Annotated in this window: 14 protein-coding genes and 1 riboswitch; of the genes, 7 read left to right on the forward strand and 7 right to left on the reverse strand. The window is 46.4% G+C overall.

Going from position 1 to position 17229, the window contains the following annotated elements; all coding sequences use genetic code 11:
- Positions 1–72: 72 nt before the first annotated feature.
- Positions 73–678 carry a hypothetical protein gene (locus LZZ85_RS04185; protein WP_237868690.1) on the reverse strand — a complete coding sequence of 202 codons (606 nt, stop codon included), beginning with the start codon at positions 676–678 and terminating at the stop codon, positions 73–75.
- Between the two features lie 457 nt (positions 679–1135).
- Here LZZ85_RS04185 and LZZ85_RS04190 point away from each other — a divergent pair, with 457 nt between their 5' ends.
- Complete coding sequence (locus LZZ85_RS04190) at positions 1136–1402, forward strand: DUF3601 domain-containing protein (protein WP_237868691.1); 267 nt, start codon at positions 1136–1138, stop codon at positions 1400–1402.
- A 62-nt stretch (positions 1403–1464) separates the two neighbouring features.
- On the opposite strand, the gene LZZ85_RS04195 is transcribed toward LZZ85_RS04190, so the two are convergent.
- Positions 1465–1995 carry a hypothetical protein gene (locus LZZ85_RS04195; protein WP_237868692.1) on the reverse strand — a complete coding sequence of 177 codons (531 nt, stop codon included), beginning with the start codon at positions 1993–1995 and terminating at the stop codon, positions 1465–1467.
- A 328-nt stretch (positions 1996–2323) separates the two neighbouring features.
- On the opposite strand from LZZ85_RS04195, the gene LZZ85_RS04200 reads away from it, so the two are divergent.
- The 3 genes from LZZ85_RS04200 to LZZ85_RS04210 all read left to right on the forward strand — a co-directional run bounded on the left by LZZ85_RS04200 (position 2324) and on the right by LZZ85_RS04210 (position 6154).
- A complete protein-coding gene (locus LZZ85_RS04200) occupies positions 2324–3367 on the forward strand; it encodes a glycoside hydrolase family 53 protein (RefSeq protein WP_237868693.1) in 1044 nt (347 codons plus the stop codon).
- Between the two features lie 655 nt (positions 3368–4022).
- Positions 4023–4089, forward strand: a riboswitch (Fluoride riboswitch).
- A gap of 43 nt (positions 4090–4132) precedes the next feature.
- Entirely contained in the window at positions 4133–5422 is a 1290-nt protein-coding gene (locus LZZ85_RS04205) for a voltage-gated chloride channel family protein (protein ID WP_237868694.1), read from the forward strand.
- 456 nt (positions 5423–5878) lie between these two features.
- On the forward strand, positions 5879–6154 hold the full coding sequence (locus tag LZZ85_RS04210) for a hypothetical protein (RefSeq protein WP_237868695.1): 276 nt from the start codon (positions 5879–5881) through the stop codon (positions 6152–6154).
- A gap of 133 nt (positions 6155–6287) precedes the next feature.
- On the opposite strand, the gene LZZ85_RS04215 is transcribed toward LZZ85_RS04210, so the two are convergent.
- The 5 genes from LZZ85_RS04215 to LZZ85_RS04235 form a co-directional block, all read right to left on the reverse strand.
- Positions 6288–6560 (reverse strand): DUF6965 family protein, encoded by a 273-nt coding sequence (locus LZZ85_RS04215; RefSeq protein ID WP_237868696.1) that lies wholly within the window; start codon positions 6558–6560, stop codon positions 6288–6290.
- A 439-nt stretch (positions 6561–6999) separates the two neighbouring features.
- A complete protein-coding gene (locus LZZ85_RS04220) occupies positions 7000–8877 on the reverse strand; it encodes an SEL1-like repeat protein (RefSeq protein ID WP_237868697.1) in 1878 nt (625 codons plus the stop codon).
- A gap of 334 nt (positions 8878–9211) precedes the next feature.
- The gene (locus LZZ85_RS04225) at positions 9212–9724 is read right to left on the reverse strand and encodes a cupin domain-containing protein (RefSeq protein WP_237868698.1); all 513 of its coding nucleotides are present in this window, start codon (positions 9722–9724) and stop codon (positions 9212–9214) included.
- A gap of 27 nt (positions 9725–9751) precedes the next feature.
- The gene (locus LZZ85_RS04230; RefSeq protein WP_237868699.1) at positions 9752–10729 is read right to left on the reverse strand and encodes an alpha/beta fold hydrolase; all 978 of its coding nucleotides are present in this window, start codon (positions 10727–10729) and stop codon (positions 9752–9754) included.
- 66 nt (positions 10730–10795) lie between these two features.
- The gene (locus LZZ85_RS04235; protein WP_237868700.1) at positions 10796–11578 is read right to left on the reverse strand and encodes an alpha/beta hydrolase; all 783 of its coding nucleotides are present in this window, start codon (positions 11576–11578) and stop codon (positions 10796–10798) included.
- A gap of 216 nt (positions 11579–11794) precedes the next feature.
- Between LZZ85_RS04235 and LZZ85_RS04240 the strand changes: the two genes are divergently transcribed.
- From LZZ85_RS04240 to LZZ85_RS04250, 3 genes are all read left to right on the forward strand, one after another.
- Positions 11795–14032, forward strand: a complete 2238-nt coding sequence (locus tag LZZ85_RS04240) for a tetratricopeptide repeat-containing sensor histidine kinase (protein ID WP_237868701.1) — start codon at positions 11795–11797, stop codon at positions 14030–14032.
- A gap of 27 nt (positions 14033–14059) precedes the next feature.
- A complete protein-coding gene (locus LZZ85_RS04245; RefSeq protein ID WP_237868702.1) occupies positions 14060–16012 on the forward strand; it encodes a sigma 54-interacting transcriptional regulator in 1953 nt (650 codons plus the stop codon).
- Positions 16013–16613: 601 nt separating this feature from the next.
- Positions 16614–17204 carry a hypothetical protein gene (locus LZZ85_RS04250; RefSeq protein ID WP_237868703.1) on the forward strand — a complete coding sequence of 197 codons (591 nt, stop codon included), beginning with the start codon at positions 16614–16616 and terminating at the stop codon, positions 17202–17204.
- The last annotated feature ends 25 nt before the right edge of the window (positions 17205–17229 follow it).

Below are 17229 nucleotides of genomic sequence, written 5' to 3' on the forward strand. Positions count from 1 at the left end.
CGTACAGATTTCCTGATGACGCTCAGTGTAACAGACCTCCGGGAATTCACTTGACAATCTGAATGATGACCTTTATTTTTTTAGCATTGGCCTGGCAAGTGAAATGATCTTCTTTTGTTCAGTCTCGTATCCCTGAAGTGGTTTAACTGAAGGAAGGCTGGTTTGCTGAAAACGATTGATCGCCGGCAGGGTTTTAACTATTTTCAATGCAAGGTGAAGATCGCTAAGATGGCTGCTGTTTGTATCAATAGACGCCAGTAATCTGGTGTGCGCTGAAATTGATGCATGATAGCCTGCACGGCTTTCGTCAATCAACTGTTTTATTTCCTTTTTGAATACAGTGTCATTTATTTTTTCGCCGTATTCAGCTGCAATACGGTAATAATCTTCATTCTTGCTGATGAAGGATCTTGTTTGTTCGGCAGAATCATACCGGCTGGTGTTAAGTGTCTTTAGCCCGGTTTCAAACGCTTTCAATCTTTCGTCCTTTTCAACCAGTTCAGCATAGAGGCCTTCCAGCAAATTCCGGTTGCCACCTCTTTTAATAAATTCATAAGAGGTCTTATTATCCTGAAGAGCTTCAGGCGTTTCTGCTTCTGTCTTTTCTTCCCTGTTCTCATTATTGCAAGAACAGATGAACAGGCAAAGGAAGCTGAATACGTAAACGCGGCTTGTCATAAAAAGAAATTAAATTGATGTGGTAAACAGGTAATAGATGTGGGACATTTCTATTGCTGGCAATATAGGGAAATAAAGGTAAAATGATCGTTGAATATGCTTTTTGAGCAAGGGCGGGCGTATTCAAATTCCTTTATCAATAAATCATCCGAAGAGCAGGATAAACACTGCGGCAGGTAATTTTCTGGTAGAAGCTTTTCGTTGTGTTTACAGGTTTCTATAAACGCTCTCTGTTCGTAAATCCTATTGACAACAAGAATCTGAATGCAGCATTAGTAAGGCCTTCCAACGTTAAGGCTCTCGTCTGCGTTCCTGGTCTGTCGGTTATTTATCGCCGGCGGAGATGTTCAGGGGCGCTATTTTTCCGTTAAGTCGGAGAGGTTTATTATTTTTAAAGACAACCAGTTGAAACAGTCAGCAGAAGCATTTCTTAACGGTGTACAATAACCAGTGTTTTATGAGTAATCCCTTAAAGCTCATCCCAGGGCAGAAATATCGCATAGTAAAATCATTTACCGACTATGACAACCATGTTCATCCGCCGGGTGAAGCATGGACTTTCCTTTACACAAATTTTCTTCCCTATGAAGATGGTCTTACTGTTCATCTGCACTTGTATGATGATCCGCGGGAAGTAGTGTTATTCCGGTTGCAGTGGCGTGCGGAAGCGCAGGCTGCGATTATTGAGCATTTCAACGACTATGTGGTACCAGTAAATGATTAGCGTAACAGTATTGTCCCGTTCGATGCATAAGACAATACTGTTACGCCAAACTGAAAGAGGTGTTATTCCGGTATGCCGTATTTCCGGCAGATCTCTTCGTAAGTCATTTGCGAGCGGCCGGTCAGGGACTGCCCTCCTGGTATAATGATATACCGGAATTCATGCTGGGTCGCGATCACATTATATTCATTGTTGTCATTGACAAATTTGATCCGCAGGTTTCCCGGGGTAAGGAGGGATGACCAGGTGTCAAGCTGCGTTGCTCCTGACTGCTTATAGTTCAGGTGTATGGGCAGCTGAGCGACCCTGTTGGTTGGCCAGACAGAGGGATTGTACCCGAGCAGCTTGCCAAATGTCAATACAGAGCCGCTATCGAGGATAGCCTGTGTGATTGCCGGTTCCGCTTTGTCATAATTAAAACCCCAGATCCCAAAGATCGTGTCTTTGCGATAGGTGGAAGGTTTGAACCAGGGAGAGTAGGTCACGTTAGCAGTGCCGGGAGGACCCTCCGGGCCTGTGTCGCCTTTCTTGCATGCAAAGAGGCTCATCGAAACGATCCCTGCTGCAAATAGAATCCGTAATTTCTTTTTCATAAAAATGTGTTTTTGATTAGCACTACGAAAGTAGAACAGACAGCAACCCGTGACAATCGCACTTATAGATGAATATTCGAAAGGAAAGGACCGGAATCGTCCAAACAATGCCACAAACAGGTAGTATGGCAGGCACACGTTTGAGTGATGGCATTCATTAAAGAGCTTAAAGGCTCCCGTTAGAATACATTCTTTTGAACGGATGCCGTCAATTGAAAAGGTGTATCCTGGCGGCAGATCTTAAAAAATCTATCTTGTATAAGCGTTGAGAGTATAACTTTATGCCCGATCCACGTTAAATTTCTTTTGTATCACATAACAGGTTCATATGAAACTCAACTATTCCCTGACAGGGATCGCTATCATGTTCGCTGTCTTACATACCGGCTGCAGCGGGCAAAAGGAGACCATTGTGAAAGACGAATTTGTGAGAGGTGCAGATATCGGATGGGTACAGCAGATGGAAGCTACCGGTTATCGTTTTTTGAATGATGATGGAAAAGCTGAAGACTGTTTGAAGATCCTGCGTGATCATGGAATGAATACGGTCAGGCTGAGAACCTGGGTCAATCCATCGGATGATAAGGTCAGCGGACATAACAGCAAAGAGGAAACTGTCGCGATGGCTGTCAGGGCGCAGAAACTCGGCATGAGAATAATGATCAATTTTCACTACAGCGATACATGGGCCGATCCTGGTCACCAGAAAAAACCGGCGGCATGGGAAGGGCATGATTTTCCCACATTGCTGAAAGATGTTTATGATTATACGCACGAGGTAATGTCTGCCCTGAAGAATGCAGGTGTGCAGCCGGAATGGGTACAGGTTGGCAATGAAATTCCCGGTGGCATGATCTATCCTGAAGGAAGTACTTCCAACTGGCCACAGCTATCCCAGCTGATCAATAAAGGCTATGACGCGATCAAGGCGGTCAGCCCGTCTTCAAAAGTCATTCTTCACCTTGACCAGGGAAATAACAGTGAGCGGTTCAGAACATGGTTTGACAATGCAAAAGCGCATGGAGCCAAATATGATGTGATCGGTTTGTCATATTACCCCTGGTGGCTGGATGGGAAACCTGATTTTAGTTTATCAATAAATGATCTGGCAAATAACCTGAATGATATGGCCGCGAGGTATGGTAAAGAAGTGATGGTCGTAGAAGTGGGAGGCGAGGATACACAGGCTGACAATACATACAATCTGTTGGTGGCGGTTATTCAAAAAGTAAAGGCAGTGCCAAATGGCAAAGGGTTGGGAGTGATCTACTGGGAGCCGCAGGGGGCAAGAAGCTGGAGCCGGTATCCGCTGAGTGCGTGGGGGAATGATGGGAAACCAACAAAGGCGCTGGATGCGTTCCTGGTAAAATAAACAGACGCAATGGACCGCAACGATCTCCAGGACTCTTTGCGGATCAAGCGTAAAAGTTGTGGGAGGGTTGTGTAAATGTTTAATGGTTTAAAAGTTTAAAGTTTTTGCATTATCACTTGTCCATTTACAAGTTTTTAAGCGATAGTTGCCTGTTCGGGCACAAAAAACGTGAGCACGCTTTAAAGCGATATATGCTCCTTAGATACGACATTCTGGCACGCGAAGCCAGCTGATGTGTTGACTGATGATAATCATTCAGGGTCAAACTTCGCGTGTTTTTGCAATGCTTGTTAGTCGTCGTTAGTTCGTCTCCTGGTCGTCCTTTGGCCGTCCAAAGTTTGACGGGATTTTAAGCAGTGAAAAATGGTGACAGGTTGACACGCTGAGGGCGATAGATCTTTTGAGCGACTGGCGCAGGTTCCCTCCTCCGCTTCGCTATGGTGGAAGGGCCGGCAGAAGTTTATGCGAGCGATGCTCATCCGGAACATTTAACCCAAGCCATTTTGTAGATCATCCCCAACCTTTATTCCTGATCCTTCTTTGCGCGCGTTGCGGTCCCTGCATACATTGCGTTACACCCGGGGTTGCCAGATCTTATGTCGGCCGGGTGCGGGGAGGACGCTCTACCGGGAAGAAACAAAAAGCTGTACCTTCGTTTTTCAAAGGAAATGGTGTCTTCCTATTTAACCGTTCTTCTCAGAACTGATGGCGCCTACAAATATTCACCAGCCTGAGCGGTTCTCAGGCCATTAAATTATTTGTAGGATGAAAAAGAATCTTCACAACCTTGCATACCAACTGTTGATCGCAAAGCATCTTTTCCGCTGGACGATACTCGCTATTCCGGTTTCACTGATCACCGGTTCTCTTGTGGCTTTATTTCTTTGGCTGTTAGACCGCGTTACGGTCATACGCTGGGAACATGAATGGCTCTTGTACCTGCTCCCGCTTGCAGGTGTGCTGATCTATTTTATTTACAAACCAGGGGGCCGGAATGCTGAAGCCGGAAACAGTCTTATTATAGACGAAATACATCAACCGGGTGCAGGCGTACCCGCCCGGATGACGCCGCTCGTGTTCATTACGACCATCATCACGCACTTATTCGGAGGATCAGCCGGACGGGAAGGCACCGCAGTTCAAATGGGCGGAAGTATGGCAGGTATGCTGGGAAGATGGTTTAAGCTGGATCATAGAGATAAAAGCGTTCTGCTGCAATGTGGTGTAGCGGCGGGATTTGGTGCTGTCTTCGGAACACCAGTAACGGGCGCTCTCTTCGCGATCGAATTCGTAAGGCCCGGCAGAATGCAGTATAAGGCTTTGCTGCCCTGTTTTATCGCAAGTATGATCGCTGATCTTACCTGTTCTGGTCTTGGAATCCGTCACACCCTTTACCAGATCAGCCCAAATCTTGCTTCACTTTCCACCACCGGATCTTTCCATGTTGATCAACTGTTGATCCTGCGTGTGATAATAGCCGGAGTGATCTTCGGTCTTGTGGGGTATCTGTTCTCGTCATTGTCTCATTTGGTAAAGGACTATAGTCAGCGGTTAATAAAACCCGGTTATCTGAGACCTTTTATCGGGGGCGTGGTGATCATCTGTTTGTGCTTTGCGTCTGGAACAAATGATTATCTCGGCCTGGGTGTAACAAACCCCGATCCTGGCGGAGTATCTATCGTTTCTGCTTTCAGGGAGGGAGGTGCCGATCATTTAAGCTGGTTGTGGAAGATCATCTTTACGTCGATCACACTCGGAATGGGTTTTAAAGGAGGGGAGGTGACACCGTTGTTCTTTATTGGCGCCACCCTGGGCAATACGATTGCAGTGATCACCGGAACGCCGGTTGATCTGATGGCGGGTCTGGGATTTATTGCAGTATTTGCCGCCGCGACGAATACGCCGGTTGCCTGTGTAATAATGGGAGTGGAGTTGTTTGGCGGTGAATATGTATTGTATTACGCGATCGTTTGCTTTACGGCATATTATTTCAGTGGACCGGGTGGGATCTATACCTCTCAAAAAAAGGGTGTCTCTAAAATGTACCCGCGGTAGTTGCCCGCTGATCCGTATGATATGTCAAGACCCGAAATTATTAGGGAGCTGAGAAAGGTGATCCAGCCTCCGGCAAATTATAAGGTGCGCGTAAACGATGTGACCGTTCCCCATCAACCTTTCCCTGACGACGGGCCCTGGATCATTCTGGCATCGGATACAGAGGCTAATTGCTACCCAAATTTTTGAAGGCCGTAAGGTTCCCGCGGATTTCGCAGATTGGAGGCGCAGATGCGCAGATAACTATCCGTTATCAGCAATTATTCTGCGTCATCTGCGGGAACCTTACGCAAGACTAGAAATTCAGGGGATCAAAGTTTTATTACGGTCAACGCAACATAATGAAAAGTGGGACGTTCTAACTCCGACAACCCTTCTGACCTGCCTCGTGATACCGCTGGTTGTTTTTTTAACCGTTACCTGGATCCATATCCAATCCTTTAAAAAACCAATCATATGCGACCAACTCCTATTCACCCCAAAAGGGCAGACTTTGCCTCGTTTGATGACTATTTTGATGCGATGATCCAGTATCACCTCGATTTATTACCGCAGGATTCAGAGGAAGAGCAGGAGATCACCCCACTTATTCAGGCATTTTATTTTCCCGCATACAAGGATGGTAAACGCGTTGAGGGAACCAATTCCCGCAGTGGAGCTGTTCAGCGTCCTGAGGGTGAGAAAGCTTGGCAACAAAAGCTGCACCAGTTTGTGCAGGCGCATCAACAGTGATCAATCATTAAATAATATCTGTTCAGATAAGTGATCGGGAAACCGGTAACGAGTTAACGCAATGCGTTTGCTCCCGTTGCCTCTCTGTTTCTGATCGCAGACGACGAACGTACCGCGCTTTCAGCAGCGTTGGCTATTTCCCCTGCTTTTCCATGATCTCTTTCAAACTCACCAGCCTGTCCCGGCACAATTTTCCCTGCATGGCGGTGTCTCCATAATGGCGTAGCAATGCAATCTGTGTTAAAAGAAACTGTTTGGGATTGGAGATAAATGCGCCAGAATCGAGCGGGATCTTTTCAGGGATCGGGTGTTCCCTGAAATATTCTTCCCATTGATCTGGAGTGAAAGTGCTTGACATCGCGCGAAGATAAGTCATTACAATGGCCTGGGAAAGCACCTGCGACATGCAACTGCGTGTTATTAGCGATCTTATATGCTTCAGGTCAGGAGGCAGTGTGAAAAGCCAGGAGCGGCCAGCTCTTTAGCATCCGCGTTTGATCATTCACTCCAGGATCTTATACTCATATGCCCATTTCACTAACCCCAACAAATTCGCAGCTCCCGTTTTCCGTAGAATATTTTTTTCATGCATTTCATTTGTTCTAAATAGATTCCCGGTTATTCGGAAATCTGTTTATTTTAACCGTTTCTTTTTAAAGTCCAGGTCAAGTAGTCCGTTTTATTTCCATTAACGAGTGCGATCATGCAGGTTTCCGAATCATCTGGAAGATCCCCGGTTCTATCGCTGGTTATCTGTTCAGATCGATCAGTAATGGTCCGGAAGTGATATTGAAAGACACACGGGCATCATAAGTTTGCCGGATCCATCTATGCTCCCGTTAGTCTTAGTATTCGTCCCAGTCTGTGTTGCGATTTATTACAGGGTTTTCTTTAGCGTCAATTTCTTTCAATCTTGCGGCAGAAGCGCTATGTCCAAGATTTGCGGCGGCACGGTACCAGCTTTTCGCGCTGACCATGTCTTTGGTAACGCCATAGCCATTTTCATAGATCAGCCCTTTGAAGTACATACAGGAGGAGTTCTTTAACTCTGCGCCTTTATTGAATAATTGAAGTGCTTTCTGATACTCCTTATTGAGATAATGAATGCGGCCTAATGATGACATGCCCCAGGAGTAGTCTTTATCTACCGCCTGCTGATACCAGTACACGGCGCTGTCCATCCGGTTCAGTTTGGACTCATACAGGTCACCCATTTGCCAGATTGCATCCTTATCTCCGAGCGCGACAACTTTTTTATAGTAGTACATAGCGCTGGCCGCATCAAAGGCAACCCCGTTTCCTTCTTTATACATTGAGCCCAGCGCGATGATGGCCGGAGCATAGTTGCTGTCTGCCGCCTGCTTATACCAGTCGATCGCGGTGTTGACGTTCTTCCTGACTGCTTTACCTTCAAAGTAAGCAAGTCCGACCCTGTACATACCCGCTGGTGATCTCAGGTCGGCCGCTTTCTTATACCACTGCAGCCCTTTTTTTTCATCTATGCGAACCCCGTGTCCGTAGTAGTGCATGATGCCCATGTTCACGATGCCGGTCAGTTGACCTTTATCCGCGGCGTCCTTGAAATAGTTCATCGCTTTGTTAAGGTCTTTCGGCACATTGTTACCGGAAAAGTAAGCGAAGCCAAGATCTACCAGGGCGGTCGCATCACCCTTTTCTGCCATCAGTTGCGTTTTACGGAACCGCAGCTTTTCGATCTGGTCAGGGGAAGAAACAAAGACAAAGGAAACCTGTCTGGGAAAGAGTCCTTCCGCATAATAATTAAGACTGACCTTGAACGGAAGGGAATCACTGAGCCATTCGTATTTCAGGCTTTTGTTATCTGCATAGGTAGCCTTTTCCGCTCCTTTATTAAATACGGCGTTCAACGTTTCAGCAACGTGGTGAAAGAAACTCTCCGCAGCTTTTTCATTGTCTGGAAAGTACTTTGTTGCTTCGTATTTCAGTTGATCTTTATAGCCCCAGAAATTATTGTAGATCGTGTGTTTTTCCGTTTTGCCATTAGTGAATTCTTCCAGCAGCATTGCCGGTCTGAATTCCGTAGAGTCATTTTCTTTAGCGAAGCGGGAGAGCTTTCTGAATCTTGACCCAAGGTTGTCTGATAACGTTTTGATCAGGGTTGCATAAGAAACAATACTGGTCTGATTTACCGGCATTCCTTCCCTGATGAGATAGTCACATTCTTTTTTCGTGACGCGCATATTGGTGTAATAATATGGCTTACCGGACAACACCTGTGTCTTTGCCCAAATGACAAATGTGTTCTGATATGTTTTATTCCCTGCTGTGGTTCTGCCGACCCAGGTATAGCTGGGCTGGCCATCCGATACTTTATATTCAATGGTAAAGGCGTTTGGAGCAATATGGGTTTGCCCAAGCGATGCAAAGAAGTTGAAATAGGCACGTGATTTAGCCGAGTCTTCCAGCGGCGCTTCCATTTGGTATTCAAATTTGGTGGAGCCACTGAAATCGATCGTATGTGAAGCTCCGGGTATCACTACCAGTTTGGTGGCATATTTACCGTGCTGGCCGCTGCCGTCGAACAGAATGGATGGGTCTGTATTTCCGGTAAGGTTTGAAAGTTTGCTGAGAACATTTTTAAAGTTTGCTTCGAGCTCTTTTACGTAATCATCCTGTGCTGAAGCGGGATTTGACAGGGTGGTAAGAAAAAAAAGGCAAGTGGTGAAGAGATGGTGGGGTTTCATGCGCCAAAGATATCTGGAAATGAAGACGAAAAAATACCGTCAATACGGTACAGGAGTGGTGAAGCGACCAGTTCAGTTCCGCACTTATCAGTATCCGTTCTCTTGATATACCTGTGATAACAGTGGCTTTTTTGCACCTGCGATATCGTGCCGGTAGTAAACGATAAATAACCTCCGGGAAAACCCGGAAAATAAGCGCTATCGGTCAAATGCTGTTGCTTGAAAAGGTAACATGTTTTAACTTAAAGACAGGATTACGAAACCCTATGTTTAGCCGTCCAGTATAAGGGAAGCGCCAGCTGTAAAAAGCTGGCGCTCCTGTTTCTTATGCACTTTATTTCTTACCCGCCGGGTCATCAGCCGCATTTACATAGGTCACACCCGATGGCCCATATCCCGTCAGCGCAACGATCACCGGATCTTTGCCGGTCATTGCAAAGTGATTTATATTCTTGTCTTCCGTATATACACTTCCGGGAGGGAGTTTCTTCAATTTGGCTTCTGAGAATTTGTCGCCATAACCAAAATACCAGGTTCCTGAAACAACCGTACCTACTCGTTCATCCGGGTGAAGATGAGCCGGGATCTTCGTATTTGGTGCCACTTTCAACAGGATCGTGTACAAACCTTCAACGGAAGGATCGCCATAGATCACGATCACTTCAACGGCGGAAAGATTTGATGAACCCGGTGCATGTTGCCCGGAAGCTTTTACCGCCCTGATCTCCTGCGGAGTGAGCCGCAGTTCTTTTTTTGCTGACTGCTGCGCGATGAGCGTGAGGTGGAAAAAGGCCAGTACCATGAAAGTGCTGACAACACGAAGCGTATTGTTTTTATTGGAGATCATTGTATGCTTATTAAAGTTTGAGTTGTATTATTTACCGGTAAAGAAATCAAGCAGATCTTTTTGTACCTGCTGGGTGTTCTCCTGAACGATCCAGTGTCCGGCTCCGGCGATGTTTGATCCTTTTACATTTTCGGCGACAAGGCGGCAATGATCAACCAGGAAGGCTGCACCAAAGTATTCTCCGCCCATTGCCAGCAGCGGCATTTTGAGCTTTGTTTTCATAAATTGTATATTGTCTTTGGCGTCCTGGTCAAAAGCTCCAAACCAATGGAAGGCACCGGTTGTTCCACCTTTTACCGAATAAGCCCTGATGAATTCGTTTGTTTCTTCTGCTGTAAAGGGATCTTTCACATGTCCAACCTGTGGCCAGAAATCTGTCAGGAATAAACGTTCGCGTCCTTCTACCAGTTTGCCGGATGCGGGGAATGCAAAAAAACCAAACCACCAGGCAGAGGCTTTGACCTGGCTCCATACGGGTTCGATGCCTGGCAGCAGTGCATCCATGAGTGCTAGTTTTTTGACTTCCCCCGGAAACTGTACCGCATAGGCATATGCAACCATTAGTCCGATGTCATGGCCCGCGAGATTGATTTGATCATATCCCAATTGTTTGACCATGCCGTGTATATAAGTGGCCAGTGTTTTCTTATCATAACCGCTATCCAGTCTTCCTGATTCACCAATGCCGGGCAGGTCTGGTGCAATAACGGTGAAATGTTTCGACAGCTCGGGCAGTATGCGATTCCACATATACCAGTTCTGCCCGAACCCGTGTAACAGCACCAGGGGTTCTCCCTGACCTCCGATCACATAGTGAACGTTCACGCCGTTGACCTGGGCGGTAGCGTGTTTGAAGTTGGAAGGAGGCGGGGCCGGTTGCGCGGTGGCATCCTGGTTAGCGGGATCTGTCGCAGCAATGGTTGACGTAGCAGTTTTATTGTTGTCCGCATTGCAGGCAAACAGGAAAACAGCCAGAGTAAAAAGAACGGTCAATTGTTTTTTCATGATAGATCAGTTTGAGTGGTTTGAATAGTTATGCTATTTTATTATTGAATGCCTGGTTGCTTCAGATCAGTGCTGCTTCAGCCAGGTAAGGATGAAATCGGCATTTTCTTTCCAGCCTTGTTGCGCCAATACAAGATGGTTGCGGCCCACGAATTCTTTGTAGTCAGTTACGGAACTGTTCTTACGGTATCTTCTGTAATTGGCCAAATTGAGGCTGGAGGGTATAGAGTGATCGTTTGTGCCGGAGATCAGCAGTAAGGGAGGTCGCAGTTTCATAAAGTCAATTTTTGCGGCACTGGAGAGAGTATCCCTGACGATCATTTTGGATTCCGGAACAACATAGCGGTAGTACAGGTCTTTTTGTGCTTCGAAGTTCATGCTATTGGCAAACGCGTATTGCCAGGTTTTGAAGGACATCAGGTAAGATCTTCTGGTTGAAGAGAAGAAGCCGAGCGCTTTCCATCCGGCTCTCAGGAAAGAGAATTTCAATGTGATGATCCCTTTGGGTGGAACGGAGTGAATGGCGACACCTGCTGATCCAGATCCTTTTTGTAATAAGATCTGAACGATCAGCCCGCCGATCGAATGGCCGATGAGTACAGGCTTTTCGGGTAGCTGCTCCGCAATGGCCGCAAAATGGTCTGTAAGGGAAGAAAGCCTGTTTGACGCGATCTCTGTATTTGACTGGCTGTTGCGCAGCGATTCCGGAGTGCCGTCCTTGTGCGGCCAGGCCGGTGCCAGCGTCCTGTATCCTTTGTCTTCGAAGTATGATCGCCATTCGTCCCAGCAATTATTCCCAACAAACGCACCGGTTATGAAAAGGACAGTTCTTTGTTTGCCTTTATCCATGATAAGCATTTGCGTGAGCAGATCAACAGTGGTGCCGGTTATATGGAGCTTTGGGAATCACCGCTTTGATATAAAAGGATCAGATAAGCCACCGTGATATTTCGTGGTTTTGCAAAAGGGACCGTGAAAGTTGCGGGCTGTGAGCATAACGGCGCCGGAGTAATTTCATGGTAATTCAGGAAATGTGGTATATTTTCTGCGCGAAGTCAACTCCTCATGCGAAGGGTCTTTTTATTCCTGTTTATTGTTTTCATGACAACCCCGGATGTTCATGGACAGTCTGCGCGCGTCAGATCGGCTGATGAACTGCGCAGGATGCTCCGTGACAGCAGGCCGGATAGTAATCGTATCCTGTTACTGCATGACCTCGGGCGCATTTACCTGCGGCAGAACCACTCCGATCATAAAGAACAAACAATGGATACAGCGATTGAAATTTTCAATCGCGCGGCTTTGCTAAGCGATAGCATTCATGCTGACCATTTCCGCAATGAAAGTATGCTGCTGGCGGGTCAGGCATGGTTTCTCAAGGATAATGAGCGGGAAGGGAAGAGACTTTTCTTTGAAGTGGCAGATACTCTCCACGCACAGGGACTTTTTGAAAAAGAGGCACGTGTATGGCTAAAGCTTGGAAGAACGATGAACTGGTTCACCGGTGGCGACTGCGAAACCGTTGACTATTTTGAAAAAAGTATTTCGCTATATAAGCTGGCCAATAACCGTGAGAAAGCCGCTGATGCAAGACAATTCCTCGCGGAGTATTTATTCAAGCTGAACAGATCGGCTGAAGCTGAAGATGAGTTGTTGAAGGCGATCGGGGAAGCTAAACAGGCAGGTCATAGAAAAGTATCCGGCATGTATTTTCTTCTTTCCGTCATTAACAGGTACAGGGCTGCTTTCGATAAATCATTGCTGTATGCGACAAAGTGTATCGAAATTGCCAAAGCTGAAGGAGATTCCGTCTTTGCTGATCTGTACTACGGCGAACTTGCATTGGTCTACGATGAACTTGACAGGGTGGATGAAAGTGCATTCTGGTATCAGAACGCGCTTAACAAGAGGGTAGAGCGTAAAGGGGATGCTGTTGATATTTTCCGGACGGCGGGATTCCTGATCCGGCAATGGAAAAAGAGCGGCAAGTCGGCACAGGCACTGGAACTGATGAACAGGCTTGTCAAGATATGTCCCGCAAATTCGCTAATGGCGAAGGCGACAATTGCGCAGAACTTTGCCAATTGCTTTGACGGACTGGCAAGATATTCTGAAGCTGAACGATACTATCTGGAAATGATCCGGGATTACCGTAAAACGCAGGTACTGGATGAATTCGTTGCTATAGGCAGTATGGATATTGCGCGCTTTTATCAGAAGCGACATGAGTTCGGAAGAATGCATGCTTATCTCGATTCAGCGATGATCTATCAGCCGATACTCGCCGTTTCAAAAAAAAGAGAGCTATTCCACTTACTGTTTACCGCGGATTCTGCACTAGGTAACTATCAGGCAGCAATGCATGCTCTTCGAACTTACCAGACCCTGAACGACTCGATCTCGAATGAAAGGAAGAGCAGGCAGATCGAATACCTGAACATGCAGTTCAATATTGCTGAGAAAGAGCAAAGCATAATCTTACTGGAAAAAGAAAAGAAATTGCAGCAGAACAAACTGGAGAAAGAGCAGCATACCCGTAGCTGGATCCTGGGCGCAGTGGTATTGATGGTGGTGATCATCGGTTTACTGATAAACTATCTGTTGTTAAAACAACGAACGAATAAGACGCTGACTTCGCAGCAGAACGAGATTGAAAAGAAGAACGAAACATTGCAGCACCTGGTGGAGGAGAAAGAGTGGCTTGTGCGGGAGATTCATCATCGCGTCAAGAATAATTTTCATATTGTGCAGGGCTTATTGGGTACTCAATCAGGATACCTGAAGAGTGGGGAAGCGATCAATGCCCTTACGGATAGCCGCCACCGGATACAGGCAATGTCCATCATGCACCAGAAACTTTATCAATCGGAGAATCTGTCATCGGTCAATACCGCAGAATATGTTCATGAGATCATCAGCCATCTTCGGAGCAGTTTTCAGACGCGGCAATCAATACAGTTCCAGCTGGATGTAGACGCCATACAGCTGGATACCAGTTACTGCATCCCGATCGGGCTGATCCTGAATGAAACGATCACCAATTCGATAAAATATGCGTTCCCGGACGGACAGCCCGGACAGATCAGTATTACGCTGAAGCATAATCATACACATGTTGTGGTAAATATCAGTGATAACGGAGCCGGACTTCCTGCTGGATTCAATATCAACAACCCCGATACGATGGGAATGCGTTTGATAAATGGTCTGACACAGGATCTGGACGGTGAAGTGAAAATCGTAAGCGATCAGGGTACGACCGTTACGCTGGAATTTGCCTATGATACAAAGGCGGGGCAATAATTTAAAGAACTTATCAAAATCAACTATATGAAAGAGAAGATCCTTGTCGTGGAAGATCAGTTTGTTGAAGCGGATTATCTGAGCCTCCTGTTAAGAAATGCCGGCTACACGGTGACAGGCATAGCCCGGTCTGTATCGCAGGCAAAGGAAATGATCAGAAAAGAAAGGCCTGGTTTTGTTTTACTTGATATTTATTTAAAGGGGAGTCTGACCGGCATTGAGCTGGGACAGATCCTGAGTGAAGATAGCATTCCGTTCGTGTATGTGTCCGCCAACTCACACCAGGAAGTACTGAATGCAGCCAAGGCAACGCAGCCTTATGGATTTATCGTAAAGCCCTTCAGAGAACAGGATCTGCTGGTGACACTTGAGATCGCCAGGTACCGTCATGAGCACAGCCTGCAGTCAAAACTTCGAAAGGAAAAGGAACTCCTCGCGCGCATTACGGAAATTGCGGATCAAGAGATCTCCTGGGAGCAGCAGCTCGGTAAGATCGCAGCCGCCTTTCAATCATCCATTCCTTTTGACTATTTCACTGCCGGCATTGATAATATTTCCGGCAGCGCCTGTGCCGGGGTATCCTTTTTACGGATCGGGTTTAATGAATATCAGACGATAGGCTTCAAAGAATTGCAAACGATCACAGGCAAACCGGGGAATGATCTTGTTTTGCTTCAACAGCAAGCCGGGAAAGAAGATCAGGTGATGTGTCGCAATGAAAAAGCTTTCGCAGGGCTTTGCCGGACATCTTCCCTGTATAAAATGTTTGCGGAAAAATTCCGGTTAAAGTCCCAGTTGGTTTTGCCGTTAACATTGCCTGATCGTACAATATTCCAACTCTGCTTTTTCAATAAGCTTGGAGAAGTTTACACAACGGATCATATTGACTTACTTGGACGGATACAACAGCCTTTGATCAGAAGTATCGAAGCCATGCAGAAAAGGCATAAAAACGTAAAGGAGAGGTCTTACCTTTCAACGATCGCTAATGATCGTTATTTCAATAAGAATGGTGCTGAAAAATTTTCCGGGATCGTCGGTAAAAGTCATTTGTTGTTAAATGTGCTCGATCATGCTGCACTGGTAGCGGATACCGATACTTCTGTATTGATCCTCGGGGAAAGCGGTACTGGAAAAGAGAGTATTGCCGACCGTATTCACCAGTTGTCGGGGCGGAGAAATAAGGTATTTATTAAAGTAAATTGCGCGGCCCTGCCTGCGACGCTGATCGAATCAGAGCTGTTCGGACATGAAAGAGGCGCTTTCACCGGCGCGAATGAAAAGCGGACAGGCAAGTTCGAAAAGGCTGATGGTGGCACCATACTTCTCGATGAGGTGGGAGAAATGCCGTTGGAATTGCAGGCAAAACTTTTGCGAGTATTGCAGGAGAAAGAAATAGAGCGGGTGGGAGGTCAGCAAACGATAAAAGTCGACGTTCGGATCATTGCCGCCACCAATAAGAACCTCGAGGCGGAAGTGGCAGAAGGAAGGTTCCGGCTTGATCTATATTATCGGTTAAATGTATTTCCCATCGTGATGCCTCTTCTGCGGGAAAGAAAAGAGGATATTCCTTTGCTGGCCTATTATTTCATAGAGTATTTCAATCAGAAGTCGGGTAGAAGAGTGAACAGGATCACCGATAATGTAATAGACCGCATGATCAGTTATGACTGGCCGGGAAATATCCGTGAATTGAAGCATGTCATTGAGCGTGCGGTATTGCTGGCAAAAGGAACGGCGATCGAAGACATTCTTTTACCTGTCATAAAAAATGTCAGTACCGGACCGGGTATTTCAGAAAGCCGCTTTAAAACCATTTTTGAGAATGAACGGGATCATATTTTGTCTGCCCTGCAGAAATGCAATGGAAAGGTTTGGGGAGTGGGCGCGGCAGCTGAGATCCTGAACATTCATCCTTCCACGCTGGCGTCAAAAATGAAGAAACTGGGGATCAGGAAGGAATATATCAACAGTAAGTAGCAGGCCGCGTTGTCGTAATACGGTCGGCTCCCCGGGAAATTCCAGACGATCAATGATAAACCGTCTTCCGTATTGATATGTGAACAACGCTTTATTTATTTTCTCTATAAGAGTGGATCTGAGTCTCCGGAAGGCGAATTCGCCGTCTTGAAGCTCCTTGTCTTTGCGACGAATGACCGTAAAAAAGCCCTTTCGCGTTAAGCAAAAGGGCCGGATCGTTCAAGCATTCTGGTCAAAAGCAGGAGTCAAAAATAAGTGAATACACTGATTTAAAAAGTCCTGATTTACCCTGATTTATTCAACAGAACATGCGTTGTTTCCCTCAGGCGGGAAATCGTTATGTCCATTTCCGACCTCCGGTCGACAAGAATAGCCCCGTTCAGGCCGCTGATGCCGGAAGGCAGGCGGGCGGGCTGCGGGCAGCTTCTTCAGCCTCCGACAATAAAATCGCAATCAAACCCCACGGATGTTTCAACTGCCGGAAGGCTGCTTTCAACGATCCATTGCAGGACATCATCGAATGAAACCGAATGTCACTGCACGCTTCCTGTACTTTCGGTCTGTCAACAAAAAAAATCAACGCAATTCAATCATTAAACAAATGGAAAAAATATTAACACCGCTACCGGCTTTTAACGAGATCAAACAAACTCCGGCAAATGCTCTTTCAGCGTCTTCGGTGAGTGCAATCATCCACGCGCCCCTGCATAGCATAGATATTGCGGATTGGCTGCTGAATCTTCCTGATGCCGAATACCAACGCTGCTCCGTCAATCATATTGGTGCAGGCGTAAGCGTTACTTTCGACGGCCATCCAATGTCTATTAATGTAGAAACAATCGGTAATGCGTTGGTCATTCAGCATTATGTAGCAACCGTTCACCAGCCAGATTATTGCCGCATGCTGTCTGTTTCCGATACCATCACCGCAAATGGGAGGTCAACAGTGCAGGTTCTCTGGGAGCTCAGGGCAGAGCGCATTGATGATGAAACCTCGCGGTACACCAATACAATTCACGCAACCGCTACAGCAGATTTTCTTGAGTTCATCAAAGATCACGGGATCAGTCTCGCAGATGCAGCAAGGTCAAGGCAGGAAGCGTCCGATCTGCATAACAGGGAGGAGACGCCAAACTTCGCGAAGAGCATTGAGAACAAAGCACTCTATGGAGTTTACGGAAAGCCGTTCTGAACCTGGTTGCTATTGTTTCTTTACA

Source organism: Terrimonas ginsenosidimutans, from assembly GCF_022012415.1.
GTDB lineage: Bacteria > Bacteroidota > Bacteroidia > Chitinophagales > Chitinophagaceae > Terrimonas_A > Terrimonas_A ginsenosidimutans.

Bases quoted from the DNA above. Each gene is read 5' to 3' on its own strand.
- LZZ85_RS04210 (WP_237868695.1), top strand. From the start codon at position 5,879: ATGCGACCAACTCCTATTCACCCCAAAAGGGCAGACTTTGCCTCGTTT.
- LZZ85_RS04200 (WP_237868693.1), top strand. From the start codon at position 2,324: ATGAAACTCAACTATTCCCTGACAGGGATCGCTATCATGTTCGCTGTC.
- LZZ85_RS04240 (WP_237868701.1), top strand. From the start codon at position 11,795: ATGCGAAGGGTCTTTTTATTCCTGTTTATTGTTTTCATGACAACCCCG.
- LZZ85_RS04235 (WP_237868700.1), bottom strand. From the start codon at position 11,578: ATGGATAAAGGCAAACAAAGAACTGTCCTTTTCATAACCGGTGCGTTT.
- LZZ85_RS04245 (WP_237868702.1), top strand. From the start codon at position 14,060: ATGAAAGAGAAGATCCTTGTCGTGGAAGATCAGTTTGTTGAAGCGGAT.
- LZZ85_RS04225 (WP_237868698.1), bottom strand. From the start codon at position 9,724: ATGATCTCCAATAAAAACAATACGCTTCGTGTTGTCAGCACTTTCATG.
- LZZ85_RS04220 (WP_237868697.1), bottom strand. From the start codon at position 8,877: ATGAAACCCCACCATCTCTTCACCACTTGCCTTTTTTTTCTTACCACC.
- LZZ85_RS04230 (WP_237868699.1), bottom strand. From the start codon at position 10,729: ATGAAAAAACAATTGACCGTTCTTTTTACTCTGGCTGTTTTCCTGTTT.
- LZZ85_RS04185 (WP_237868690.1), bottom strand. From the start codon at position 678: ATGACAAGCCGCGTTTACGTATTCAGCTTCCTTTGCCTGTTCATCTGT.
- LZZ85_RS04190 (WP_237868691.1), top strand. From the start codon at position 1,136: ATGAGTAATCCCTTAAAGCTCATCCCAGGGCAGAAATATCGCATAGTA.
- LZZ85_RS04195 (WP_237868692.1), bottom strand. From the start codon at position 1,995: ATGAAAAAGAAATTACGGATTCTATTTGCAGCAGGGATCGTTTCGATG.
- LZZ85_RS04215 (WP_237868696.1), bottom strand. From the start codon at position 6,560: ATGTCGCAGGTGCTTTCCCAGGCCATTGTAATGACTTATCTTCGCGCG.
- LZZ85_RS04205 (WP_237868694.1), top strand. From the start codon at position 4,133: ATGAAAAAGAATCTTCACAACCTTGCATACCAACTGTTGATCGCAAAG.
- LZZ85_RS04250 (WP_237868703.1), top strand. From the start codon at position 16,614: ATGGAAAAAATATTAACACCGCTACCGGCTTTTAACGAGATCAAACAA.